We start from the raw sequence: 21,809 nt of genomic DNA on the forward strand, positions 1-21,809 counted from the left end.
CAAACGCTAAGGCAGGGCTGCAATCACATAATCGAGTGTATAGAAGTGCTTGCCGCCTTCGTTGCGTATGTCCAGTTTACCACTGAGGCCGGTCAGTTCGCCGCTGCCCGAATCGGGCACCACCAGCACGCTCAGGCTGGGCTGGCCGCGGTCCATGATGCCGCTGTGCTGCAGGGTAAAGCCGCCGCTCAGGCCATTGAGCGTGCCCTCCACGCGCTCCATGGCAACGTAGCCGGCCGATCCTTGCGCCGCACCCATAAAGCTCAGCATTTCGCCGTTGCCGCTGGCCTCCAGCGCGCCGTGGTAGCGCTTGTCCAGCACCATGCGGTGCAGGCCGAAGCCGGACGCGCCCACCGACATGTGTTCGGGACTCATTGTGACGTTGAACTCGCCTTCCACCACTGCCATGATGCGCTCCTCGTGTGAATTTGGGGACTCAGCGCTCGCAAGCGAGCGCGTGCAATTTATTGATCGTGGTCCAGTTGCGGGTGGTGACGGCGTCGCCCAGCAGCTTGCCCATGGCGGCGGCCGCGCGGCTGGCCAGCACGCCGTCCGCGCACCACAGGTAGGCCGCCCAGCGGCCCAGCGCAAACGCTTCCGGGGTCCAGTCCTGGTGCGCCAGCGGCTGCAGCTTGCCGCTGTCGGCCGGGTTGTTCAGCACGGCCACCAGCAGGCGCGCCGGATCGTCCGCCAGCGCGTGCAGGCTGTTGTCCTCCACCACCTGGGACAGCTGGCCGGCCTCCAGCACCGTCACGCGCGCGCCCACGCCCAGCTTGAGCACCAGCGCCTCCTCGATGCGGACGGCGGCTTCGGCGCCGCCGCAGGCGCCGTCCGGGCAGTCGTACACCACGTTGCCGCTGTTGAGCACCGTGCGCACGTCGTCATAACCCAGGTCGGTAATCAGCTTGCGCAGGTCGGCCATGGCCACGCGTTTGGCGCGGCCCACGTTGATGCCGCGCAGCAGGGCGATCTGCCTGCGTATTGCCATCCTTGTCTCCTTCACGGCAAAGCCATAGTATGCGGCAGCTGGAATTTAAGCGGCGTGCGCTTTACACGTGCAGCGGCGCGTCCGCATGCGGCTCGGCGCTGCCCGGCCCACTCTCGATCGGCGTCACGCGCGGCATGCGCAGCACGAAGCTGGCGCCCTGCCCCAGCGTGCTGGCCACCGTGATGGTGCCGGCGAACTGCTTGGCGATCAGGTTGAACACGATGTTCAGCCCCAGCCCCGTGCCGCCCTGCCCCCGGCGCGTGGTGACGAAGGGATCGAACACCTTGTCCAGCATGTCGGGCGGGATGCCTTTGCCGTTGTCCACCACCTGCATCTCTATCCAGTCGCCATCCGGCTTGACGTTGATGGCGATGCGGCCCTCGGCGTCCGGTTCGAAGGCGTGCTCCACGCAGTTCAGCGTGAGGTTGGTGATGACCTGGGCCAGCGCGCCCGGATAGCTGTCGAGCACAATCTCGGCCGGGCAGGCGATGTCCACCTTGATATGCGTCTTCTTCAGCTTGGGCTGCAGGCTGGACACCACCTCGCCGATGTATTCGCGCAGCTCGAAGCGGCGCCGCGCCTCGCTCACCTGGTCCACCGCGATCTGCTTGAAGCTGTGGATCAGGTGCGCGGCGCGGTAGGCGTTGTTCATGATGAGCTTGGTGCTCTCGCTGGCCGTTTCCAGGTATTTCAGGATCTCCGACTTCTTGATGGCGCCGTCGGCCACCGCCTGGTGTACCTTCTCGGTCGCTTCGGCCAGGATGGAGGCGCTGGTCAGCGCGATGCCCACCGGCGTGTTGATCTCGTGCGCCACGCCGGCCACCAGGCCGCCCAGCGACGCCAGGCGCTCGGCCTGCAGCAGCGATTCCTGGGTGCGGCGCAGGTCGTCCAGCGCTTTCGCGGTTTCCTGCGCGGCGCGGCGCGCCTCGTCCTCGGCCTCGCGGGTGCGGCCGATAATCGCCTTCACGCGGCGCTGGATGGCGTTGAAGCCGCGTATCACCTGGCCCAGTTCGTCGCGCCGGTTTTCCGGCAGCTCGCCCACCTCGTCCGAGCCGCGCGTGGCCAGGTCGTGCAGGCCGTCGCGCAACTGCTTGAGCGGGTCGAACACGATGCGCAGGCTGAGCGCCAGCGCCGCCACCAGGATGGAGTCCAGCAGCAGCACTTCGATCACCTTGCGCTGCACCTCGCTGCGCAGGGTGGCGTCCATCTGCGCGCGGCTGAAGTTGACCACCACGCGGCCCACGATGACCGGCTTGGGCGCGCTGCCGGCCGCGCCGGCGTCGCGGTAGGCCAGGTCGGCCACCACCGGCGCGCCGCCCACGGCGGTGTCCGATTCGATGGCGCTGATGCTGCCGCTGTCGGCGCGCAGCTTGCCCGAGAACAGGCCCACCGAGGTGTCGTAGACGCGGATCGCCACCAGCTCGGGCGGCAGCATTTCGGCGGCCACGATGTTGTCCACCTTGGCCTTGTCCAGGTCCCACAGCGCGGACGGCAAGCTGGTTTGCAGCCGCGTCAGCACGCCCTGGCGCAGGCGCTGGTTGTTCACTTCCAGTTCGTGGCTCAGACTGTATTGCGCATAGGTGCCGGAGATGCCCAGCACCAGGGTCACGATCACCACGAACAGCAAGGTCAGCCGACCTTGAATTCCAAACATCGAGCAGCTCCTCCCAGTCTTGCGCGGCACGGATATGACGGCAACGCCCCAATGTAAAGTATGGCTAGCAACTTGGCAAGATTTTCGACCGCGCCGCGGCGCCGATGGTAAGATCATGCGACGAGAATGACGGAGGCGCGATGACTGCCACTTATCAGCACCTGCCCCTGGGCCAGGTGCAAGCCGGAATGATATTGTCGGATGAACTGCTGGACGCGCAGGGCCATGTGCTGCTGCCGCAGGGCACGGTGCTGACCGACGCCACGCTGGCGCTGATGCCGCGCCACGGCATCGCCATGCTGCCGATTGCGCTGCCCGAGCAGCCCAGCGAGGCCGAGCAGGCCGCCAGCCAGGAGCAGCGCGTCGCGCGCATCGAGCACCTGTTCCGCAAGAACGACCCGGACAGCGACACCGACTGGGCCACCGCCCTGCTGCGCCGCTTCGTCACCGATTACCGCCTGGGCCTGGCCCCGGCAGAAGAATGAGCACCATGCTGACATACGACGATGTAGTAAAAAACCTGGACGACCTGCCCTCGCTGCCAGCCGTGGTGATGGAACTGCTCAACAGCATAGACCAGGAGGACGTGGACATTTCCGTGCTGGCCAAGAAGGTCTCGCACGACCAGGCGCTGACCGCCAAGACGCTGCGCCTGGCCAATTCCTCGCTGTACGGCCTGCAGGTGAAGGTGACCACCATCCAGCAGGCCATCACCTACCTGGGTTTCCAGGCCACGCGCAACCTGATCACGGCGGCCGCGCTGACCGGCTGCTTCGCCGAGCGCTCCTGCGCCGGCTTCGACCACAAGGCCTTCTGGCGCCATTCGATCGCCAGCGCTGCCTGCGCCAAGGTGCTGGCGCGCCAGATGCGCTTCAACCAGGACTACGCCTTCACGGCCGGCCTGCTGCACGATATCGGCCGGCTGGTGCTGGTGGCCTGTTTCCCGAAAGAGTACGAGCAGGCGCTGGCCTACCGCAGCGAGCATGACTGCCTGCCGCTGGAGGCGGAGCGCGCGGTACTGGGCATCGACCACGTCGATGCCGGCATGGCGCTGGCGGAACACTGGAATTTTTCGGACACGATGCGGCTGGCGATCGCCCACCACCACAACCCGGAAGCACCGGGTGCGGGCTTTTTGGCGGCCATCATCCACGTGGCGGACGCCATTGCCCATGCGCTCGATCTGGCGCAAATGCCTGACGGCCTGGTGCCGCCGGTCTCCACCGTGGCCTGGACTGCGCTGGGCCTCGATGAAACCATCTATCTACAACTGTTCCGCGAAACGGAACTGCAATACGAAGAAATCGCCATGGTGCTGCTGAGCTAAGCCGGCACTTTTCAGTCCCGGCCCCGGCGTCGTCACTGCGCGCCTCAGTGCGCGTAGCTGCCGGCTTCCTGCTTTTCCGGCCGGTCCTCGGGCTTGGGGCGGCCTTGCGCGTCGGACAGGCGGTACTTGGTGCGGCGGTCGCCCATCAGGTCGCGCAGGTCGCGGATGCTCATGCCGGTCACTTCGTGCATGCGTATCAGCAGCGAGGCGCCGACCGGCAGGCGGTGGTGGCGGATCTTGCTGATGACCGGCGGCGCCACTTCCAGCATGCGCGACAGCGCGGCGTCGTTCTTCAGCTGCATTTTTCCCAGCAGCATATCCAGCAGGTGGTTGGGGTTGTAGCTTTCTTGAGAAGCAAGGGCGTGGTGTGCCATGATTTTCCTCGTCTAGTGAGTTGTCTATCCCGGAATGGCATTGCAATTTCAATAACAATTCTAATACCAAACCAGCCCGTTCAGGCCAAGCTGCAACTAGCGAAGCTTGCGTTAGGTCAAGCACCCGCTAGAATTCTTAGCAACAATGCCATTTCAACACACGGGAATATTCCGTGGCGCACGAAAGAACTTTTAGGAAATAAAATCGCCCGCAGAAGGCGGGCTTAGGCGGGGGGGTTACGCAGTCGTATTGATATTCTGGCCGATCCGGGCGGATGGCGACGTGCTGTTCTGGCTGCTCTGCTGCGATTCGAGTTGCTGCCGCTTCACGGCGTCGGCCTGCTGGGTCTGGCGCTCCTGCTCGGCGCGCGCGGCCTGCTGGGATTGCTGGGTCTGCTGCTCGGCGCTGGCGGTTTCCTGTTCGCGCCGCGCCGCCTCCTCGCGGCGCGCCTGGCGGGCCTGTTCGGCGCGCTGGTCGGCGACGGCGCCGGTCTGCTGCGCCGGGGTGCTGCTGGTGCTGGGAATCGCACTGACTGCCATGGCTTGCTCCATTGAAAAGTAAGACCCTCACAACGACTGTAGGGCAAGCCCGGCCGAAAGCAATGACGAAGCATCAACAAGTCCGGGAAAAACACCGCCGCCGCCGCGATACGGTAAACTACCGGCATTCAGTACACACCTACCAGGCAGCGCCCATTGAAAACCAAGACACCAGTCCAGCCGCACTATTTCATCCCAGAACCGCTCGACAACACGCGCCTGGCGCACCTGTGCGGGCCGCTGGATGAGAATCTGCGCCAGATTTCCGCCGCGCTGGATGTGACCATCTTCCGCCGCGGCGAAAAATTCATCGTCAACGGCGCCAACGCCGAGCGCGCGGTGCAGATCCTGGAGCAGTTCTACAACGTGGCGCAGAAAGTGGTGCCGGTGGAGGAAGTGCAGCTGGCCCTGGTGGAGCAGCGCGCCGGCCTGGCGCCGCAGCTCGATCCGGATATGGAAGAACCGCCGTTCAACGAGCCGGACATCACCAGCCCGGTGCTGAAAACGCGCCGCGCCGACCTGCGCGGCCGCACGCCGCACCAGATCAAATACCTGCGCAACATCCTCGACCACGACATCAGCTTCGGCCTCGGCCCGGCCGGCACCGGCAAGACCTACCTGGCGGTGGCCTGCGCGGTGGACGCGCTGGAGCGCGACGCGGTCAAGCGCATCATCCTGACCCGCCCGGCGGTGGAAGCGGGCGAACGCCTGGGCTTCCTGCCGGGCGACCTGGCGCAGAAGGTGGACCCTTACCTGCGCCCGCTGTACGACGCGCTGTACGACCTGCTGGGCTTCGACCGCACGCAGAAAATGTTTGAAAAAGGCGTGATCGAGATCGCGCCGCTGGCCTATATGCGCGGGCGCACCTTGAACCACGCCTTCGTGATCCTGGACGAGGCGCAGAACACCACCGTGGAACAGATGAAAATGTTCCTGACCCGCATAGGCTTCGGCAGCAAGGCCGTAATCACCGGCGACACCACCCAGATCGACCTGCCGAAAAGCCAGAAGAGCGGCCTGGTGGACGCCAGCCACGTGCTGCGCGACGTGCGCGGCATCGCCTTCACGCAGTTCTCCAGCGCGGACGTGGTGCGCCACCCGCTGGTGGCGCGCATCGTGGACGCCTACGAGAGCGCGCACAACGCCTCGGCCGAGATTTCCCCCCTGTTCACCCCAGCCAAGACTGCCGCTGTTAAACATGCCCGAAAAAAATAAACTGACCCTGTCGGTGCAATACGCCGACCCGCGCCTGCAGGACAGCATCACGCGCCCCCTGGTGCGGCGGTGGATCAAGGCGGCGCTGTTCGCCCCGGCCGAGCTGACCATACGCTTTGTGGATGCGGAGGAAGGCCGCGTGCTGAACCGCGACTACCGCGAGAAGGACTACGCCACCAATGTGCTGACTTTCGCCTACAACGAGGGCGAGGACTACGCCGAGGACGAGCCCACCCGCGCCGACATCATCCTGTGCACCGATGTGCTGGAAAAGGAAGCGGCCGAGCAGAAGAAGACGGTGGAGGAGCACACGGCCCACCTGATCGTGCACGGCGTGCTGCACGCGCAAGGCTACGACCATATGGACGACGAGGAAGCGGCCGAGATGGAAGGCCTGGAGACCGAGATCCTGGCGGGGCTGGGCTACGCGGATCCTTACGCGTAAAGGCCGGCGGGTTACGCGCTGCGCGCTAACCCGCCCTACGGTCCCAAAAGACCGTCGATGTGCTTATTTCGTAGGGCGGGTTAGCGGCGCAGCCGCGTAACCCGCCAATCAGCCGCCCTTGGTGCCGCTGGTGCCCAGCAAGGCGCGGTTGGCGTCGAACGGCGTCTTTTCAATCAGGCGGGCGGTGGTGTCGGGCGGCAGCTTCTCGCTGTCGAAACGCATGGGCACGGGCGCTTCGGGCGGCGGCGCTTCGGGGCTGGCTTCGGCCGGCGGCACGTCGTTGATCGATTGGGCGTCCGGCGCCACGGTGTCGACATCGGCCGCCTGCTCGGCGATTTTTCGCTGCGGGACCAGGCCGGTGGCCGGGTTGAGGGAGGAGATGCTGCTGACCATGGCGGACTCCGCGCAAGAGATAAAAAGTCTCCCATTGTAGCGCCAAAAAAGACAAAAACGGAGGGCCGGCGGCATTTGTAGTATCCTATAGCACTCCGAAACAACTGGCTCACGCCTCCTATGCAAGAGCACCCTAGTGGCGTCAAGACTGACGCCAAACCCCACAGATCGCTTTTTGAGCGACTCACCGCTTTCATCTCCCCCGAGCCCGAGAACCGCGCGGAACTGCTCGAAGTGCTGCACGATGCCCACGAACGCAACCTGATCGACGCCGATGCGCTGTCCATGATCGAGGGCGTGTTCCAGGTGTCGGACCTGTCCGCGCGCGACATCATGGTGCCGCGTTCGCAGATGGATGTGATCGACATTTCCAAGCCCATCGAGGAATGGATGCCCACCGTGCTGGAAACGGCCCACTCGCGCTTCCCCGCCATCGAGGGCGAACGCGACAAGGTGATCGGCATCCTGCTGGCCAAGGACCTGCTGCGCTACTACGCCGAAGAGAGCTTCGACGTGCGCGACATGCTGCGTCCGGCCGTGTTCATTCCCGAATCCAAGCGCCTGAACGTGCTGCTGCGCGACTTCCGTGCCAACCACAACCACATGGCCATCGTGGTGGACGAGTATTCCGGCGTGGCCGGGCTGATCACCATCGAGGACGTGCTGGAGCAGATCGTCGGCGACATCGAGGACGAATACGACTTCGACGAAGAGGAAGACAACATCCTCTCCATCAAGGAAGGCAAGTTCGGCCCGCGCTGGCGCATCAAGGCGCTGACCGAGATCAGCCAGTTCAACGAGGAACTCGACACCGACCTGTCCGACGAGGACGCCGACACCATAGGCGGCTACGCGGTCAAGCACCTCGAGCGCATGCCGCACAAGGGCGACACCTTCGACATCGGCAACCTGCGCTTTGAAGTGCTGCGTTCGGATGCGCGCCAGCTGCACGTGCTGCTGGTCGAGAAGCTGCCGCCGGCAGTGGACGAACAAGACTGATGCGCTGGCGCCGCGCCCAACCCGGCGACGCTCCCGCACCGCAGCGCAGCACCCGTGGCCGCATGATCATCGCCGCGCTGGCGGGCGCCGCCAGCGTCTTCTCCTTTGCTCCCTTCGGCTGGTGGCCGCTGCAAATCCTCTGCCTGGCCGCGCTGTTCTACCAGGCGCTGCGTTCGGCCACGCCGAAAGCCGGCGCGCTGGTGGGCTGGGCGTTCGGCTTCGGCTGGTGCCTGGCCAACACGCACTGGCTGGTGGTGGCGCTGAACCGCTTCGGCGGCCTGCCGCTGCCGCTGGCGGTGGCCGCCATCGCCCTGCTGGCCGCCGCCATGGGCATCTACGCCGCCCTGGCCATGTATTCCGCGCTGTGGCTGCGCAAACGCTGGCTGCTGCCGCTGCCCGCCGCCAACCTGCTGATGCTGCCCGCCATGTGGGCGCTGTTCGAATGGGTGCGCGGCTGGCTGTTCACCGGTTTCCCCTGGGCCGCCGCCGGCTACGCCCATAACGACGGCCCGCTGGGCGGCTACGCGGCCATCGTGGGCGTGTACGGCGTGAGCTGGCTGGCCGCGCTGTGCGCCGGCGCGTTGCTGCTGGCCGCGCACCGCACGCGCTGGTACGCGCTGGGCGGCCTGGCCACCGTCATGGCCGCCGGCTTCGGCCTGCGCCACATCGACTGGACCCATCCCGTGGGCGAGCCGATCTCGGTACGCCTGCTGCAAGGGAATACGCCCCTGCAGCAGAAGTTCGACGCGCGCCACACCGAAGCCACGCTGCGCCGCTACCGCGACACCATCACCGCCGAAGCGGCCGACCTGATCGCCACGCCGGAAACGGCCATCATGCTGTTCCAGCACCAGCTGCCGCCGGACTACCTGCCCAGCCTGGGCCAGTTCGCCAAGCGCTCGGGCAGCCACCTGGTGCTGGGGATTCCGCTGATGGACAGCCCCACCCAGTATTCGAACAGCGTGATCGGCCTGCCGCCCGCATCGGGCCTGCCAACCTACCGCTATGACAAGCACCACCTGGTGCCGTTCGGCGAATTCATCCCGACCGGCTTCCGCTGGTTCACGGACATGATGCACATTCCGCTGGGCGACCAGACGCCGGGCAAGGCGCTGCAGGCGCCGTTCCAGGTGAAGTCGCAGCGCGTGCTGCCGAATATCTGCTACGAGAACCTGTTCGGCGAGGAGATCGCGGCGCAGCTGGCGGCCGATCCGAATCCGGCCACCCTGCTGCTGAACGTCTCCGAGCTGGCCTGGTACGGCGAATCCATCGCCATCCCGCACCACTTGCAGATTTCGCAGATGCGCACGCTGGAAACCGGCCGCCCCATGCTCGGCTCCACCAACACCGGCGCCAGCGTGGTGATCGACAGCCACGGCAAGGTGACGGCGGCGCTGCCCTACTACCAGGCTGGCGTGCTGAAAGCCTCGGTGCGCGGCATGGCGGGCGATACGCCCTACATCGTGCTGGGCAACCGACTGTTCCTGGTCCTGGCCGCGCTGGCCGTGGCCGGCGCGTGGCTCTGGTCCCGAAAAAACGCGAATAAGCACCCCGATAAGTAGCCAAACAGTAGCCAAACCCGGCTAAAATTAGCCGTTTATGGCTAGCCATCCCAAAGAATAACGATGCTCACATTTCAACAAATCATCCTGACGCTGCAATCCTACTGGGACAAGCAGGGTTGCGCCCTGCTCCAGCCCTATGACATGGAAGTCGGCGCCGGCACTTTCCACACCGGTACTTTCCTGCGCGCGATCGGCCCCGAGCCTTGGCGCGCGGCCTACGTGCAGCCTTCGCGCCGCCCGAAAGACGGCCGCTATGGCGAGAACCCGAACCGCGGCCAGCACTACTACCAGTACCAGGTGGTGATGAAGCCTGCGCCGGAAAACATCCTGGACCTGTATCTGGGTTCGCTGGAAGCGCTGGGCCTGGACCTGAAGCAGAACGATGTGCGCTTTGTTGAAGACGACTGGGAAAGCCCGACCCTGGGCGCCTGGGGCCTGGGCTGGGAAGTCTGGCTGAACGGCATGGAAGTGACCCAGTTCACCTACTTCCAGCAAGTGGGCGGCCTCGACTGCAAGCCGGTGCTGGGCGAAATCACCTACGGCATCGAACGCCTGGCCATGTATCTGCAGGGCGTGGAGAATATGTACGACCTGGTGTGGACGCAGTGGGAGGAAAATGGGGTCACGAAAACGCTGAAGTACGGCGACGTGTTCCACCAGAACGAAGTGGAGCAGTCGGCCTACAACTTCGAGCACTCGAACACCGAGCTGCTGTTCGCGCAGTTCAACAATCACGAGTCCGAAGCCAAGCGCCTGATCGAGCTGCAACTGACGCTGCCGGCCTACGAGCAGATCATGAAAGCGTCGCACAGCTTCAACCTGCTGGACGCGCGCGGCGCCATCTCGGTGACCGAACGCGCCGCCTACATCGGCCGCGTGCGCGCCCTGTCGCGCCTCGTGGCGCAGGCCTACTACGATTCCCGCGAACGCCTCGGCTTCCCGATGGCCCCAGCAGCTTAAAGATTAGAACGACATGAACCAGACCCTGTTAATTGAACTGCTGACCGAAGAACTGCCGCCGAAAGCGCTGGCCAAACTGGGCGCCGCTTTCGCCTCCGGCATCGTCAACGGCCTGAAATCGCGCGACTTCCTGGAAGAAGACAGCGCCGCCACCGTGCACGCCACGCCGCGCCGCCTGGCCGTCTCCATCACCAAGGTGCGCGCCACCTCGCCGGACAAGTCGATCCGCGAAAAAGTGCTGCCGGTGTCGGTGGCGCTGGACAAGGACGGCAACCCGAGCGCGCCGCTGGCCAAGAAGCTGGCCGCGCTGGGCTTCCCCGACCTGACCGTAGCCGACCTGGAACGAGCGCAGGACGGCAAGGCCGAGAGCTTCTTCTACACCTACACCGCGCCGGGCTCGCAGCTGCTGGCCGGCGCGCAGGCCGCGCTGGAAGAATCCGTGGCCAAGCTGCCGATTCCCAAAGTAATGAGCTACCAGCGTCCGGACGGCAGCACCGTGCAGTTCGTGCGCCCCGCGCACAGCCTGATCGCGCTGCATGGCGCCGACGTGCTGCCTTTGACGCTGCTGGGCCTGACCGCGTCCAACGTGACCGAAGGCCACCGCTTCCTGACCGCACCCGGCGCGCGCAATGTAACCGTGGCCAATGCCGACGCGTACGCAGCCGTGCTGGCCGAACAGGGCAAGGTTGTGCCGGGCGTGGAAGCGCGCAAGGAAAAGATCCGCGCCTCGCTGCTGGAAAAGGCCGGCGCCGACCAGGTGCTGATGCCTGAATCGCTGCTGGACGAAGTGACCGCGCTGGTGGAATGGCCGGTGGTGTACGAATGCCGCTTCGAGGAAGAGTTCCTGGCCGTGCCGCAGGAATGCCTGATCCTGACCATGCAGACCAACCAGAAATACTTCGCGCTGACCGACGCGGCCGGCAAGCTGCGTTCGCGCTTCCTGATCGTGTCCAACATCGAAACCGGCACGCCGGACGCCATCATCGGCGGCAACGAGCGCGTGGTGCGCCCGCGCCTGTCCGACGCCAAGTTCTTCTTCGAGCAGGACAAGAAGAAGACCCTGGAATCGCGCCTGCCGCTGCTGAAGAACGTGGTCTACCACAACAAGCTGGGCACGCAAGCCGAGCGCAGCGAGCGCGTGACCGCGCTGGCCGGCGCCATCGCGGGCAAGCTGGGGGCGGACGTGGCCCTGACCGAGCGCGCAGCGCGCCTGTCCAAGGCCGACCTGCTGACCGACATGGTGGGCGAGTTCCCTGAGCTGCAAGGCATCATGGGTACCTACTACGCGCGCCACGACGGCGAGCATGAAGACGTGGCGCTGGCCGCTTCCGAGCACTACCAGCCGCGCTTCGCGGGCGACGCCCTGCCAGCCACCGCCACCGGTACCGCCGTGGCCCTGGCCGACAAGCTGGAAACCCTGGTGGGCATCTGGGCCATCGGCCTGGCGCCAACCGGCGACAAGGACCCGTTCGCGCTGCGCCGCCACGCCCTGGGCGTGCTGCGCATGCTGATCGAGAAGCGTTTGCCGCTGTCGATTTCCGGCCTGCTGGCCGACGCCGCCAGGCAGTTCGCTTCCGTGGCCGGCTTCAAGGACCCGACCGCCGACGTGGCAGCCTTCATGCTGGACCGCCTGCGCGGCATCCTGCGCGAGCGCGGCTTCACGCCGAACGAGATCGAAGCCGTGGTTGCGCAAAATCCGGACCGCCTGGACGACATCGTGCAGCGCCTGGAGGCCGTGCAGGCCTTCGCCGCGCTGCCGGAATCGGCCTCGCTGGCCGGCGCCAACAAGCGCATCACCAACATCCTCAAGAAGAACGAAGAAGCCCTGGCGCAAACCGGCGGCGCGGGCATCAATGCCGCCCTGCTGCAGGACGCCGCCGAGAAGAGCCTGCACGCCGCCATCGTGCGCGTGCAGCCGGAAGTGGACGCCGCCTTCGCAAAAGGCGACTTCGCCGGCACGCTGAAAACGCTGGCCCAGCTGCGCGACGACGTGGATGCCTTCTTCAACGACGTGATGGTGATGGCCGAGGATGTCGCCCTGCGCAACAACCGCCTGGCGCTGCTGTCCTCGCTGCACGGCATGATGAACCGCGTGGCCGACATCTCGAAACTGGCGGCATAAGATGGGCGTCGCGATGAAGCTGATCATCCTTGATCGGGACGGCGTGATCAACCATGATTCGCCGGACTTCATCAAGTCGCCCGCCGAGTGGATCCCGGTGCCGGGATCGCTGGAGGCCATCGCCCGCCTGAACCAGGCGGGCTACCGCGTGGTGGTGGCGTCCAACCAGTCCGGCATCGCGCGCGAGTACTTCGACATGACGGTGCTCAACGCCATCCACCAGAAGATGCACATGCTGGCGCAGCAGGTGGGCGCCGAGATCGAGGCGATTTTCTTCTGCCCGCACGCGGCGGCGGACAATTGCGACTGCCGCAAGCCCAAGCCGGGCATGTTCGCCGAGATCTCCAAGCGCTACAACGTCAACCTGAAAGGCGTGCCCACCGTGGGCGATTCGCTGCGCGACCTGCAGGCCGGATTCATCAGCGGCTGCGCGCCCTACCTGGTGTTGACCGGAAAAGGTGAAAAAACCAATGCCACGGGCGGCCTGCCACCCGGTACAATGGTCTTCGCCAACCTGGCGGCCATGGTGGACCATTTGCTGAAATCCCCCGCCGCCGCCAACTGATTTGATTTTGGAGTATCGCATTGGGTAAGCCTGTACTGTTTCTGCGTTCCTTGATATTCGCCGTCGTCATGGCGATCGCCACCATCATCTGGTGCGTCGTCTGCATGCTGGCAACGCCGCTACCGTATGCCAAGCGCTACTTCGTGGTCTCGCGCTGGAATGTGTTCGTCATCTGGTGCGCCAAGGTCATTTGCGGCATCGAATACGAAATCAAGGGCTGGGAAAACTTCCCGGACGCGCCGGCCGTGGTGCTGTCCAAGCACCAGTCGGCGTGGGAGACCATCTTCCTGCTGTGCAGCCTGCCGCGCCCGCTGGTGTTCGTGTTCAAGAAAGAGATCCTCTACATTCCCTTCTTCGGCTGGGGCATCGCCGCGCTGCGCATGATTCCCATCGACCGCAAGCAGGGCAAGAACGCCTTCAAGCAGGTGGTCGCGCACGGCAAGCGCCGCCTGAAGGCAGGCCTGTGGATTATCATGTTCCCGGAAGGCACCCGCATCCCGGTGGGCCAGACCGGCAAGTACAAGAGCGGCGGCACGCGCCTGGCGATCGAGACCGGCGCCATGGTGGTGCCGATCGCGCTGAACTCGGGCGAATGCTGGCCCAAGAATTCATTTATCAAAAAGCCCGGCAAGGTGACGGTCTCCGTCGGCAAGCCGATTTCCTCGGAAGGACGCAGTCCGGACGAGCTGATGGAGCAGGTGGAACAGTGGATAGAATCAGAAATGCGCGTCATTTCGCCCCACGCCTACAGCGCTGGCTAGACGACCTGGCCACCGCCGCCAGGCCGGCCGCCAAGGCCGACGAGGGGCAGCTTGACCTGTTCGGAGAAAGCACGCCGGGCGCCGCATCGCGTCCTGCCGGTCCCGCCGCCAATGCGGCGGTGATGCATCCGCCGTCGTCCCCCATGCCCGTCCCCGCACCGTCCACCTGGCAGGCGCCGCGCCCCGCCATTGCCACACCCGCGACACCTGCTGCTTCACCCGCCGCCGCATCCCCAGCAACACCAGCCGCTCCGCCCTTCCCGACCGTTCCTGTTTCAAGGCCTGATCCTTCGGCTAACGGCGACGCGCATGCGCCGCCGAGCGCCAATCTGCTGCGCCCGCCGCCCGTGCCGGTGCCTGTGCGCGCGCCCGAGCCGCCAGCGCCGCCGGTGGACGCGCTGCCGCGCCGCCAGCTGCTGGTGGGCCAGTTCATCCTGGAATACACGCTGCGCCGCTCCACGCGCCGCTCCATCGGCTTCATGATCGACGACGACGGCCTGCGCGTGACCGCGCCCAAGCGCGTCAGCGTGGCCGAAATCGACAACGCCATCCGCGCCAAGCAGCACTGGATCATCACCAAGCTCGATGAACGGCGCGAACGGCGCGCGGCGCGGCTGGAAAAGCCGCCGGTGGCATGGGAAGACGGCGCCGTGCTACCCTACCTGGGCGGCGAATTGAAACTGCGCCTGTACACGGCCACCCGCAACCGCACCGACTACAACGCCGACACGCGCGAGCTGCATATGGGGCTGGTGCAGGGCGCCACGGAGACCCTGCTCAAGGAGCGCGTGCGCGCATGGATGCAGCAGCAGGCCAAGGTGCTGTTCGAGCAGCGCCTGGACCTGTATGCGGCGCGGCTGGGGGTGGAATACAGCGCCTTCGCACTGACCTCGGCCGGCACGCGCTGGGGCTCCTGCACGGCGCAGCGCGTGATCCGCCTGAACTGGCGCCTGATCCACTTCTCGCTGCCGCTGATCGACTACGTGGTGGCGCACGAGTTGGCGCACATCCTGGAAATGAACCACAGCCCGCAATTCTGGGCCGCCGTCGGCCGCATCTACCCCGCCTACGACGAAGCCAAGTCCCTGCTGCGCAAGCGCGCGCAGGAACTGCCCACGCTGTTCAACTAAGCTGGCGAGCGCCTAGCAGGCGCACGATTTCGAGGATCTGAAGCTTGGCCTAAGGCGATAAACCAGGATGAGGTTGGGCGTGACGACGTACTCGCGCGTCGCTTTCACCCGCCCTTTGCGTCCAAGCTCCGGGCTACCAGCCAGCAGTGCAACTGCGCGTGAAATTTCCACATCGACGTGCAAAGCGCCCTGAGGGCTAAGCGCTGCAATGAAATCGAAAAGCTTTTCGCGGTCCCGCACTGCCTTTGCTCGCCAGCGCGGAACCATAGCTTAGCCTCCGGCCATCTTCCGTTTTAACGCAGCGCGCTTAGCGGCAAACTGGTCTTCCACTTCGGAGTGGGCAATGGTAGGAGATGTATCATCCAGGGAATCCTGGACTTGCTGGCGAAACCAGGCTTCGTAAGCAGGATCGGGAGGAAAACTGGCGCCAGCAGTGTCAACGCGAAACGCGGTAATCCCCAGGCCGTGCATGCGCGCCGCAGCCGTTTCCAACGTCGGGAACAGCTGTGCGCTTCCTCCTGGTCCAGCCAGCACGCGCCGCCCGGAGTCCATCGTCACAATCAGATGCCAGCCATTTTTCCTGCCGGTCAGCGACGCTTCGCGCCGGATCAGTTCAACCAGTTCTGCCTGGCTGATCGTTTCAGCAATCGTATCCATTGGCTCTCCCGCCTTGGCGCTTTAGGTTTCGAGTATAGCAAACGGCATGCATACCGCTTCGACGTGCATCAAAGCCAGCCCGCGTCGCGGGCGAGGCGGAAGGCTTCGACGCGGTTGCCGGCGTTGAGCTTGCTGATGGCTTCGGACAGGTAGTTGCGCACCGTGCCTTCGGACAGGTGCAGCTGGCGCGCGATCTCGGCGCCGCTGCGGCCTTCGCCGGCCAGCCGCAGCACCTGCCGCTCCCTTTCGCTCAGCGGATCCTCGCCGCCGCTCCAGCTTTCCAGCGCCAGCTCGGGCGCGATCGCGCGTCCGCCTTCGTGCACGCTGCGGATGGCGGCGGCCAGCGTTTCGGCCGGGGCGTCTTTCAGCAAATAGCCGCGCACACCGGCCGCCATGGCGCGCCGCAAATAACCCGAGCGCGCGAAAGTGGTGACGATGACGACCTTGGTGGCGGCGCCCTGATCGCGCAGCGCGGCGGCCAGCTCCAGCCCCGTCATCAGCGGCATTTCGATATCGGTCAGCACCACGTCCGGCTTGAGCGTGCCGCACAGCGCCAGCGCTTCCTGGCCGTTGCGGGCCTGGCCCACCACTTCCAGGTCGTCCTCCAGGCGCAGCAGCGCGGCCAGGGCGCCCAGCAGCAAGGCTTGGTCTTCGGCGATCAGCACACGTATCATGCGCATGCTCCCGGCGGCGTTGCCGGACCTGCGGGGTTCAACATCACTATCACGGTTTTCCTCCTTGCGCAGCGCGCTCCATTGGCAGCCGCAGCTCCAGCGACATGCCCTGTTCAAACTGCATGCCCAGCCAGCCGCCCAGCTGCGCCACGCGTTCCTGCATGCCGCGCAAGCCGTTGCCCTCCACTACCGCCCCGGCCTGCGCCGCCTTGCCGTTGTCGCTGATGCGGAACACGATCAGCCCGCCCTGCATGCCCAGGCTGACTTCGCAGTGCGTGGCCCCGGCGTGGCGCAGGATGTTCGTGACCGCTTCGCGCAAGGCCAGCGCCAGCACGTTCTCCGCCGTGGCGGGCATGGCCAGCGACGGCGCGTCCGCATGCAGCGTTACGCCCGCTGCGGACAGCGCGGCGCGGGCGCGCTCGAGCTCGTGGGTAAAGCCGGTTTCGCGGTAGCCGCTGACGGCGCTGCGCACTTCGGCCAGCGCGTGGCGCGCGCTCGCTTCGATATCCTTGATCTCGGCGCGGCAGGCGGCGGGGTCGCGGTCCAGCAGGCGGCCCGCGAGTTCGGCCTTGAGCGTAATCAGCGACAGGCTGTGGCCCAGCAAGTCGTGCATGTCGCGCGAAATGCGTTCGCGTTCGGCGATGCGCGCCATGTGCTCAACTTCCTCCTGCTTGAGCAGCAGCTGCTTGCGCGAGTTGCGCACCTGCGCGTCCATGATGGAGGCGATGCCCACCGGCGCGCCGGTGGCCAGCGTGGGAATGAGGAAGCTGAACGGCAGCTTCAGCGCCATCGCCAGGGCGGTGGCGGAAACCAGTATGGCCGCCAGGCAGGCGTAGGCCAGGCGTGGCTGACCCAGGCGCGAGCACATGGCGGCGGAGAAGATGAAGAAGGTGCTCGCGCCGAAGTTGAACGGCGACCATGCCACGCCCAGCGCAAAGGAGACCGCGATGAAGGGCGCAGCCTCGCGCCCGGTGTACCAGAAGCTGCCGAAATAGACCGGCACGAACAGGATCAAGGTCAGCGCCAGCAGGACAAACTCCAGCGCGTAGGCATCCACGTACAGGTACTTCCAGCCGAAGAATGCCAGCGACGCCACCCACAGGTAGGGCGCGCGCCCCACCTGGGGCGGTACCCATGGTCCTTCTATCCATCGCCGTATCAGCCGCATGCGTTCTCCCTATCGAATACGCTTATTGTGCCAGCAAGCGCACGTCGCTGATCTGGAATTGATAAGCGCCCGGCTTGGGGCCGGCGCTGAACGAGATCATGGTGATGGCCGCCGTGTCCACGCCCTTGAAGGCGTCCAGCGCCAGGCTCACTTCGCGCCACTCCGCCTCCGCCGTGAAAGGCTGGCTGACCGGGATATTGCCGCCCTGGCTCATAATGGAAACACCGTAGCGCTGGCCGTCGCCGCGCACGCGGAAGCGGAGCACCTTGGCGCCGCTCAGGTTGGCCGCCTGCATGGGCTGCGCGCCGGGCATGAAGGCCAGCCCCGCGAAGGGATAGGCGAAGCCGGGCGCCACGCTGGCGTCCACTTGCAGCACGCCGTCCGGGCCGTCTAGCGGCTTCAGGCTGACGGTGGATTTGCCGCCCATGAAGGCGTCGTTCGATGGCATCCAGCCGGCGCCGAAGGGGCTGGCCAGCTTGTCCTTGCTGAACAGGCTGATACGGCCGTCGGCGGGCAGCACCTGGCCCGGCGTGCCTTGCAGTTCCTGCGCCACCTTGGCGCGCTGCGCGTCGCGCAGGCCCGTCACCTGCGCGCCGTCCTTCCACACCTGGACGATGCGCCGCGTGGCGCCGATGTCGGCGCCGGGGTCGCCGTCCACCAGCAGCAGGTCGGCCTTGTAGCCTTTGGCGATGCGGCCGCGCGACGGCAGTTTGAACGCCTGCGCGGGAACCGAGGTGGCCGCCGCCAGCGCTTCGGCCGGCGTCAGCCCGGCCTGCGTAAGCGACAGCATTTCGTGGTGCAGGCTGGCGCCGTACTGCGTGCCTGCATTGCCTGCGTCGGTGCCGGCCAGCAGCGGCACGCCCGCCTTGCGCAGCGCGGCCGTGACGGCTTTGGGCGCGGCCATCATCTGGGGCCTGGCCTGCTTGCCGTAGCCGTTGGCCAGTTCGGATTTCTGCAGCTTGTTCAGCAGCGCGGCGGCGGATGCGTCGCCGATAATGTCCGCTGCCGGCAGCCCGGCAATGCTCTCCATGACGCTGAAAGTGGGAATGACGAAGGCCTTCTTCGCGCGCGCCAGCTTGGCGAAGCTGTCCAGGTCCTGCGGCGAAATCTGCTCGCCCAGGAACAGGTGCACCAGGCCGTCCGCGCCCGCTTCCAGCGCCGTGCGGGCGTCCGCCAAGGTGCTGATGTGGACCACGGCCAGCTTGCCGCGCTTGTGCGCCGCCTCGATCAGCGCCCTCACGGTGGCCGCATCCAGCGACTGGAAGGCGCGGCCGGGGTGGCCCGCCTCCATGACGATCTTGATGAAGTAGGAGCCTTCGGCGATGCGCGCGTCTACGAAGGCTTGCGCTTCCTCGGGCTTGGTCAGCGTGGGGATGGCCATGCCGTATTCGGTGCCGTGGCCGCCGGGCGCGGTGGCCAGCGTGCCGGCCGAGTACAGGTCGGCCTGGTCGGCGTTGCTGCCTTCGCGCATGCGGCGCGTGGCGTCCTGCATGATGGAGACGCCGGTGAACATGTCGATCTGCGTGGTCACGCCGAACAGCAGCGGCAGTTCGAAATGGCGGTAGGCGTGGACGTGGGAATCGATCAGGCCGGGCAGCAGCGTACGGCCTTTGCCGTCGACGATCTTGGCGCCTGCGGGCGCCGCGCCGCGGAAATCGGCATCGGCGATTTTCGCGCCTTCCACCAGCACGGAGCGGCTGGCGTGCATGCGCTCGCCGTCGAACACGCGGGCATTCTGGATCAGCCAGGTGTCGGCCCAGGCGGGAGATGAGCACAAGGCGGCGAGCAGCAATAATTGATGGCGGGATTTCATACTGGGTCTCCAGGTTGGTACGGACCCTGCGGCGGGTTACGGCCTGCCGGCCTAACCCGCCCTACGGGGCGATGAGTGCCTCGAGTATGGATTTTTTTATATCGCCGCACCAGCGCAAACTGACACCAGTTGGGGATGACAAATGTCAGGCGTGCGCTTCCTGGGACAGCAGGGCCGGCAGCAAGGCCAGCGTGCGCTGGGTGGCGCCCCGGTGCTGGTTGGCGAAGCCTTGCGCGCTGTGGCCCATGGCGGTGCGGGCGACGTCGTCGCGCAGCAGGCCGGCGGCTTGCTGCATCAGGTCTTCGGCGCTGGCGATGCGGGCGGCGCCGCCTGCTTCCACGGCCTGCTCGGTCACCAGCGCGAAGTTGAAGGTGTGCTCGCCGATCAGCACCGGCTTGCCCAGCGCGGCGGCTTCGATCAGGTTCTGGCCGCCCAGCGGCTGCAGGCTGCCGCCGATAAAGGCCAGATCGCAGACGGCGTAGTAGGCGAACATTTCTCCCATGGAGTCGCCCAGCAGGACTTGCGTGGCAGCGGCCACGCCGGCGCCGGGCTGCGCCAGCGCGCTGCGGCGCTGCACGGACAGGCCCCGCGCCGACACCATCTGCTCCACTTCATCGAAACGCTGGGGATGGCGCGGGACCAGCAGCAGCAAGGTCTCCGCCGGCAGCGTGCCGGCCGCCAGCGCGGCGCGGAAGGCGTCCAGTATCGGTTCCTCTTCGCCTTCGCGCGTGCTGGCGCACAGCATAACGGGCCGCGCGCCATGGGCGCCGATCTGCGCGCGCAGGCCTGCGCCCACGGCCAGCGCGGCGGCGGGCACCACCACGTCGAACTTGATGCTGCCGGTGACGGCCACCTGCTGCACGCCCAGCGAACGCACGCGTTCGGCGTCCGCATCGGTTTGCGCGGCCACCAGGGTGATGCCGCGCGCGGCCTGCGCCATCAGCGTGCCCAGTTTCTTGGCCTTGCGCAGCGAGCGCTCGGACAGGCGTGCATTGGCCAGCACCACAGGCACGCCGGCCTTGCCGGACTCGGCGATCAGCGTGGGCCAGACTTCGGTTTCCATCAGTATGCAGATGCGCGGTTCGAAGTGGCGGATGAAGCGGCGCACCATGGTGATGGTGTCATACGGCAGATAGGCCTGCGCCAGGCGCGCGCCGTGCTTGCCGAACAGCTGCTTGCCGGTGGCGCGGCCGGTCGGCGTCATATGCGTCATGACGATGCGGCTGCGCGGATATTCCTTCAGCAGCGCGTCCACCAGCGGCTCGGCGGCGCGCGTCTCGCCCACCGACACGGCGTGCACCCAAATGGTGTGCGGCTCGTCGTTGGCGGCGCGCGGACGGTAGACGGCCAGCCGTTCATTCCAGTGCGCGCGGTAGCCCGCTTCCTTGCGCCCGCGCCACCACAGGCGGCCCAGCACCAGCGGCATGGCCAGCCACCATATCAGGGAATAGAGTCTCAGCATGTCAGTGCGCGGAAAGCAGAGAGCGCGCGGCGGCCAGCACTTCGGCCACGGACGGCGGCGTGCCGCGGTCGCCCAGGTTGATGATCTTGGGCGACCAGTTGCCCTCGGTTTTCCACCGCGGCGAGTCGGCGTAGATTTCCACCGTCGGCGTGGTGAAGGCGGCCGCGATGTGGGTCAGGCCGGTGTCCACGCCCACGGCCAGCGCCGCGTGGCGGGCCAGCAGCACCGCGTCCGCCATGGACAGCTTGGGCAGCAGGCGCGCGTTGGGCAGGCTGGCGGCCAGCGCTTCGGCTTCGGCCTTTTCTTTCGCCGAGCCCCAGGGCAGCAGTATGGCCATGGGAGCCAGCGCGGCGCCCAGTTCTATCCAGCTGGCCGGCGCCCATTTCTTGGCGTCGCGCGCGGTGCCGTGGAAGTAGACCACATACGGCCCGGCCGGCATCCAATCGGGGCGCGGGTCGGACGGCGACACGGCAGGCAGGCCGAAGTCGGCCGGGGTGTTCGCGTCGTAGCCCAGCGCCGCGCCCACCACCAGGCGGCCGCGCGCAACGGCGTGCGTGCGCGGGTCGAGCGGAATGCTTTTGGTGTGGAAGAAGCGCGAGATGCCTTCGTAGCCCGAGCCTTCGCTGCCGTTGGCCAGGCCCACCTTCTGCCCGCCCTTCACCACGCGGGCAGCGCCCATGATGATGCCGGTCTTGAGCAGGCCCTGGGTGTCGAACACGAAATCGTACTGCTCGGCGCGCAGCGTGCGGAAGAAGGCTTTGATCTCGGCGCGCGTTTCCGGCTTGCCCAGGCTCTTGCGCCAGCGCCGCAGCGCGAACGGGATGATGTTGCGCACCCGCCCGTTCAGCCGCACCAGGCTCACGTAGCCCTCCTCCACCACCCAGTCGATCTGCGCGTCCGGATAATGGCGCGCAATATCGGCCACGATGGGCATGTTGTGCAGCACGTCCCCCAGGGAGGAGACGCGCACCAGCAGAATTTTCATCGTGCTTTAGTG

At 66.2% G+C, this 21,809-nt stretch carries 24 protein-coding genes; 11 read left to right on the top strand and 13 right to left on the bottom strand.

The features are described 5' to 3' along the window. Positions 1 to 6: 6 nt before the first annotated feature. The 3 genes from KT882_RS27370 to KT882_RS27380 form a co-directional block, all read right to left on the bottom strand. On the bottom strand, positions 7 to 408 hold the full coding sequence (locus tag KT882_RS27370; RefSeq protein ID WP_161073805.1) for a DUF3224 domain-containing protein: 402 nt from the start codon (positions 406 to 408) through the stop codon (positions 7 to 9). A gap of 28 nt (positions 409 to 436) precedes the next feature. Beyond that, complete coding sequence (locus KT882_RS27375) at positions 437 to 988, bottom strand: DUF1697 domain-containing protein (RefSeq protein ID WP_228893802.1); 552 nt, start codon at positions 986 to 988, stop codon at positions 437 to 439. Positions 989 to 1,049: 61 nt separating this feature from the next. Then, a complete protein-coding gene (locus KT882_RS27380) occupies positions 1,050 to 2,642 on the bottom strand; it encodes a sensor histidine kinase (RefSeq protein ID WP_161073807.1) in 1,593 nt (530 codons plus the stop codon). A 140-nt stretch (positions 2,643 to 2,782) separates the two neighbouring features. On the opposite strand from KT882_RS27380, the gene KT882_RS27385 reads away from it, so the two are divergent. Beyond that, positions 2,783 to 3,127, top strand: coding sequence for a hypothetical protein (locus KT882_RS27385; protein WP_228893803.1), 345 nt, complete (start codon positions 2,783 to 2,785; stop codon positions 3,125 to 3,127). After that, positions 3,124 to 3,969: an HDOD domain-containing protein gene (locus tag KT882_RS27390; protein WP_161073808.1), complete on the top strand. Its 846-nt coding sequence runs from the start codon at positions 3,124 to 3,126 to the stop codon at positions 3,967 to 3,969. Before KT882_RS27385 ends, KT882_RS27390 begins: the two co-directional genes overlap by 4 nt. Positions 3,970 to 4,013: 44 nt before the next feature. On the opposite strand, the gene KT882_RS27395 is transcribed toward KT882_RS27390, so the two are convergent. Together KT882_RS27395 and KT882_RS27400 are read right to left on the bottom strand one after the other, a co-directional pair. Further along, entirely contained in the window at positions 4,014 to 4,343 is a 330-nt protein-coding gene (locus KT882_RS27395) for a hypothetical protein (protein ID WP_161073809.1), read from the bottom strand. Positions 4,344 to 4,580: 237 nt separating this feature from the next. Next, positions 4,581 to 4,883, bottom strand: coding sequence for a hypothetical protein (locus KT882_RS27400; RefSeq protein WP_161073810.1), 303 nt, complete (start codon positions 4,881 to 4,883; stop codon positions 4,581 to 4,583). A gap of 156 nt (positions 4,884 to 5,039) precedes the next feature. On the opposite strand from KT882_RS27400, the gene KT882_RS27405 reads away from it, so the two are divergent. Together KT882_RS27405 and ybeY are read left to right on the top strand one after the other, a co-directional pair. Next, positions 5,040 to 6,098 (top strand): PhoH family protein, encoded by a 1,059-nt coding sequence (locus KT882_RS27405; RefSeq protein WP_161073811.1) that lies wholly within the window; start codon positions 5,040 to 5,042, stop codon positions 6,096 to 6,098. After that, on the top strand, positions 6,082 to 6,543 hold the full coding sequence (ybeY, locus tag KT882_RS27410) for an rRNA maturation RNase YbeY (protein WP_161073812.1): 462 nt from the start codon (positions 6,082 to 6,084) through the stop codon (positions 6,541 to 6,543). The genes KT882_RS27405 and ybeY overlap by 17 nt, the downstream gene beginning before the upstream one ends. Positions 6,544 to 6,651: 108 nt before the next feature. Here ybeY and KT882_RS27415 read toward each other — a convergent pair whose 3' ends face one another. Then, complete coding sequence (locus tag KT882_RS27415; protein ID WP_228893804.1) at positions 6,652 to 6,936, bottom strand: hypothetical protein; 285 nt, start codon at positions 6,934 to 6,936, stop codon at positions 6,652 to 6,654. A 120-nt stretch (positions 6,937 to 7,056) separates the two neighbouring features. On the opposite strand from KT882_RS27415, the gene KT882_RS27420 reads away from it, so the two are divergent. From KT882_RS27420 to KT882_RS27450, 7 genes are all read left to right on the top strand, one after another. After that, complete coding sequence (locus KT882_RS27420) at positions 7,057 to 7,935, top strand: HlyC/CorC family transporter (RefSeq protein WP_161073814.1); 879 nt, start codon at positions 7,057 to 7,059, stop codon at positions 7,933 to 7,935. Further along, positions 7,935 to 9,497, top strand: a complete 1,563-nt coding sequence (gene lnt / locus KT882_RS27425) for an apolipoprotein N-acyltransferase (protein WP_228893805.1) — start codon at positions 7,935 to 7,937, stop codon at positions 9,495 to 9,497. The genes KT882_RS27420 and lnt overlap by 1 nt, the downstream gene beginning before the upstream one ends. Positions 9,498 to 9,560: 63 nt before the next feature. After that, on the top strand, positions 9,561 to 10,460 hold the full coding sequence (glyQ, locus tag KT882_RS27430; RefSeq protein ID WP_161073816.1) for a glycine--tRNA ligase subunit alpha: 900 nt from the start codon (positions 9,561 to 9,563) through the stop codon (positions 10,458 to 10,460). 13 nt (positions 10,461 to 10,473) lie between these two features. Beyond that, positions 10,474 to 12,582 carry a glycine--tRNA ligase subunit beta gene (gene glyS / locus KT882_RS27435; RefSeq protein WP_228893806.1) on the top strand — a complete coding sequence of 703 codons (2,109 nt, stop codon included), beginning with the start codon at positions 10,474 to 10,476 and terminating at the stop codon, positions 12,580 to 12,582. 13 nt (positions 12,583 to 12,595) lie between these two features. Then, the gene (gene gmhB / locus KT882_RS27440; RefSeq protein WP_161073818.1) at positions 12,596 to 13,147 is read left to right on the top strand and encodes a D-glycero-beta-D-manno-heptose 1,7-bisphosphate 7-phosphatase; all 552 of its coding nucleotides are present in this window, start codon (positions 12,596 to 12,598) and stop codon (positions 13,145 to 13,147) included. A 68-nt stretch (positions 13,148 to 13,215) separates the two neighbouring features. Next, positions 13,216 to 13,908, top strand: coding sequence for a lysophospholipid acyltransferase family protein (locus KT882_RS27445; RefSeq protein WP_161073877.1), 693 nt, complete (start codon positions 13,216 to 13,218; stop codon positions 13,906 to 13,908). Further along, positions 13,854 to 15,038 (top strand): M48 family metallopeptidase, encoded by a 1,185-nt coding sequence (locus KT882_RS27450; protein ID WP_228893807.1) that lies wholly within the window; start codon positions 13,854 to 13,856, stop codon positions 15,036 to 15,038. Before KT882_RS27445 ends, KT882_RS27450 begins: the two co-directional genes overlap by 55 nt. A gap of 12 nt (positions 15,039 to 15,050) precedes the next feature. Here the strand turns inward: KT882_RS27450 and KT882_RS27455 are convergent, their stop codons facing one another. The 7 genes from KT882_RS27455 to waaC form a co-directional block, all read right to left on the bottom strand. Continuing rightward, positions 15,051 to 15,305 carry a type II toxin-antitoxin system RelE/ParE family toxin gene (locus KT882_RS27455; protein WP_228893808.1) on the bottom strand — a complete coding sequence of 85 codons (255 nt, stop codon included), beginning with the start codon at positions 15,303 to 15,305 and terminating at the stop codon, positions 15,051 to 15,053. A 3-nt stretch (positions 15,306 to 15,308) separates the two neighbouring features. Next, positions 15,309 to 15,695, bottom strand: coding sequence for an antitoxin PaaA2 family protein (locus tag KT882_RS27460; RefSeq protein ID WP_228893809.1), 387 nt, complete (start codon positions 15,693 to 15,695; stop codon positions 15,309 to 15,311). Positions 15,696 to 15,763: 68 nt separating this feature from the next. Next, positions 15,764 to 16,369 (bottom strand): response regulator transcription factor, encoded by a 606-nt coding sequence (locus tag KT882_RS27465; RefSeq protein WP_161073820.1) that lies wholly within the window; start codon positions 16,367 to 16,369, stop codon positions 15,764 to 15,766. A 49-nt stretch (positions 16,370 to 16,418) separates the two neighbouring features. Beyond that, entirely contained in the window at positions 16,419 to 17,537 is a 1,119-nt protein-coding gene (locus tag KT882_RS27470; RefSeq protein ID WP_228893810.1) for a sensor histidine kinase, read from the bottom strand. Positions 17,538 to 17,559: 22 nt separating this feature from the next. After that, on the bottom strand, positions 17,560 to 19,350 hold the full coding sequence (locus tag KT882_RS27475) for a CIA30 family protein (RefSeq protein ID WP_228893811.1): 1,791 nt from the start codon (positions 19,348 to 19,350) through the stop codon (positions 17,560 to 17,562). A 145-nt stretch (positions 19,351 to 19,495) separates the two neighbouring features. Continuing rightward, positions 19,496 to 20,812 carry a lipid IV(A) 3-deoxy-D-manno-octulosonic acid transferase gene (gene waaA, locus KT882_RS27480; RefSeq protein WP_228893812.1) on the bottom strand — a complete coding sequence of 439 codons (1,317 nt, stop codon included), beginning with the start codon at positions 20,810 to 20,812 and terminating at the stop codon, positions 19,496 to 19,498. A gap of 1 nt (position 20,813) precedes the next feature. Continuing rightward, on the bottom strand, positions 20,814 to 21,797 hold the full coding sequence (gene waaC / locus KT882_RS27485; RefSeq protein ID WP_228893813.1) for a lipopolysaccharide heptosyltransferase I: 984 nt from the start codon (positions 21,795 to 21,797) through the stop codon (positions 20,814 to 20,816). Positions 21,798 to 21,809: the final 12 nt, after the last annotated feature.

The sequence above is a fragment of the Pseudoduganella aquatica genome (genome assembly GCF_020865585.1).
GTDB lineage: Bacteria > Pseudomonadota > Gammaproteobacteria > Burkholderiales > Burkholderiaceae_D > Rugamonas > Rugamonas aquatica_A.

Excerpts from the sequence above, each read along its gene's own strand:
- KT882_RS27370 (WP_161073805.1), bottom strand. The coding sequence starts at position 408 with ATGGCAGTGGTGGAAGGCGAGTTCAACGTCACAATGAGTCCCGAACAC.
- KT882_RS27375 (WP_228893802.1), bottom strand. The coding sequence starts at position 988 with ATGGCAATACGCAGGCAGATCGCCCTGCTGCGCGGCATCAACGTGGGC.
- KT882_RS27380 (WP_161073807.1), bottom strand. The coding sequence starts at position 2,642 with ATGTTTGGAATTCAAGGTCGGCTGACCTTGCTGTTCGTGGTGATCGTG.
- KT882_RS27385 (WP_228893803.1), top strand. The coding sequence starts at position 2,783 with ATGACTGCCACTTATCAGCACCTGCCCCTGGGCCAGGTGCAAGCCGGA.
- KT882_RS27390 (WP_161073808.1), top strand. The coding sequence starts at position 3,124 with ATGAGCACCATGCTGACATACGACGATGTAGTAAAAAACCTGGACGAC.
- KT882_RS27395 (WP_161073809.1), bottom strand. The coding sequence starts at position 4,343 with ATGGCACACCACGCCCTTGCTTCTCAAGAAAGCTACAACCCCAACCAC.
- KT882_RS27400 (WP_161073810.1), bottom strand. The coding sequence starts at position 4,883 with ATGGCAGTCAGTGCGATTCCCAGCACCAGCAGCACCCCGGCGCAGCAG.
- ybeY (WP_161073812.1), top strand. The coding sequence starts at position 6,082 with ATGCCCGAAAAAAATAAACTGACCCTGTCGGTGCAATACGCCGACCCG.
- KT882_RS27415 (WP_228893804.1), bottom strand. The coding sequence starts at position 6,936 with ATGGTCAGCAGCATCTCCTCCCTCAACCCGGCCACCGGCCTGGTCCCG.
- KT882_RS27420 (WP_161073814.1), top strand. The coding sequence starts at position 7,057 with ATGCAAGAGCACCCTAGTGGCGTCAAGACTGACGCCAAACCCCACAGA.
- lnt (WP_228893805.1), top strand. The coding sequence starts at position 7,935 with ATGCGCTGGCGCCGCGCCCAACCCGGCGACGCTCCCGCACCGCAGCGC.
- glyQ (WP_161073816.1), top strand. The coding sequence starts at position 9,561 with ATGCTCACATTTCAACAAATCATCCTGACGCTGCAATCCTACTGGGAC.
- glyS (WP_228893806.1), top strand. The coding sequence starts at position 10,474 with ATGAACCAGACCCTGTTAATTGAACTGCTGACCGAAGAACTGCCGCCG.
- gmhB (WP_161073818.1), top strand. The coding sequence starts at position 12,596 with ATGAAGCTGATCATCCTTGATCGGGACGGCGTGATCAACCATGATTCG.
- KT882_RS27445 (WP_161073877.1), top strand. The coding sequence starts at position 13,216 with ATGGCGATCGCCACCATCATCTGGTGCGTCGTCTGCATGCTGGCAACG.
- KT882_RS27455 (WP_228893808.1), bottom strand. The coding sequence starts at position 15,305 with ATGGTTCCGCGCTGGCGAGCAAAGGCAGTGCGGGACCGCGAAAAGCTT.
- KT882_RS27460 (WP_228893809.1), bottom strand. The coding sequence starts at position 15,695 with ATGGATACGATTGCTGAAACGATCAGCCAGGCAGAACTGGTTGAACTG.
- KT882_RS27465 (WP_161073820.1), bottom strand. The coding sequence starts at position 16,369 with ATGATACGTGTGCTGATCGCCGAAGACCAAGCCTTGCTGCTGGGCGCC.
- KT882_RS27470 (WP_228893810.1), bottom strand. The coding sequence starts at position 17,537 with ATGCGGCTGATACGGCGATGGATAGAAGGACCATGGGTACCGCCCCAG.
- KT882_RS27475 (WP_228893811.1), bottom strand. The coding sequence starts at position 19,350 with ATGAAATCCCGCCATCAATTATTGCTGCTCGCCGCCTTGTGCTCATCT.
- waaA (WP_228893812.1), bottom strand. The coding sequence starts at position 20,812 with ATGCTGAGACTCTATTCCCTGATATGGTGGCTGGCCATGCCGCTGGTG.
- waaC (WP_228893813.1), bottom strand. The coding sequence starts at position 21,797 with ATGAAAATTCTGCTGGTGCGCGTCTCCTCCCTGGGGGACGTGCTGCAC.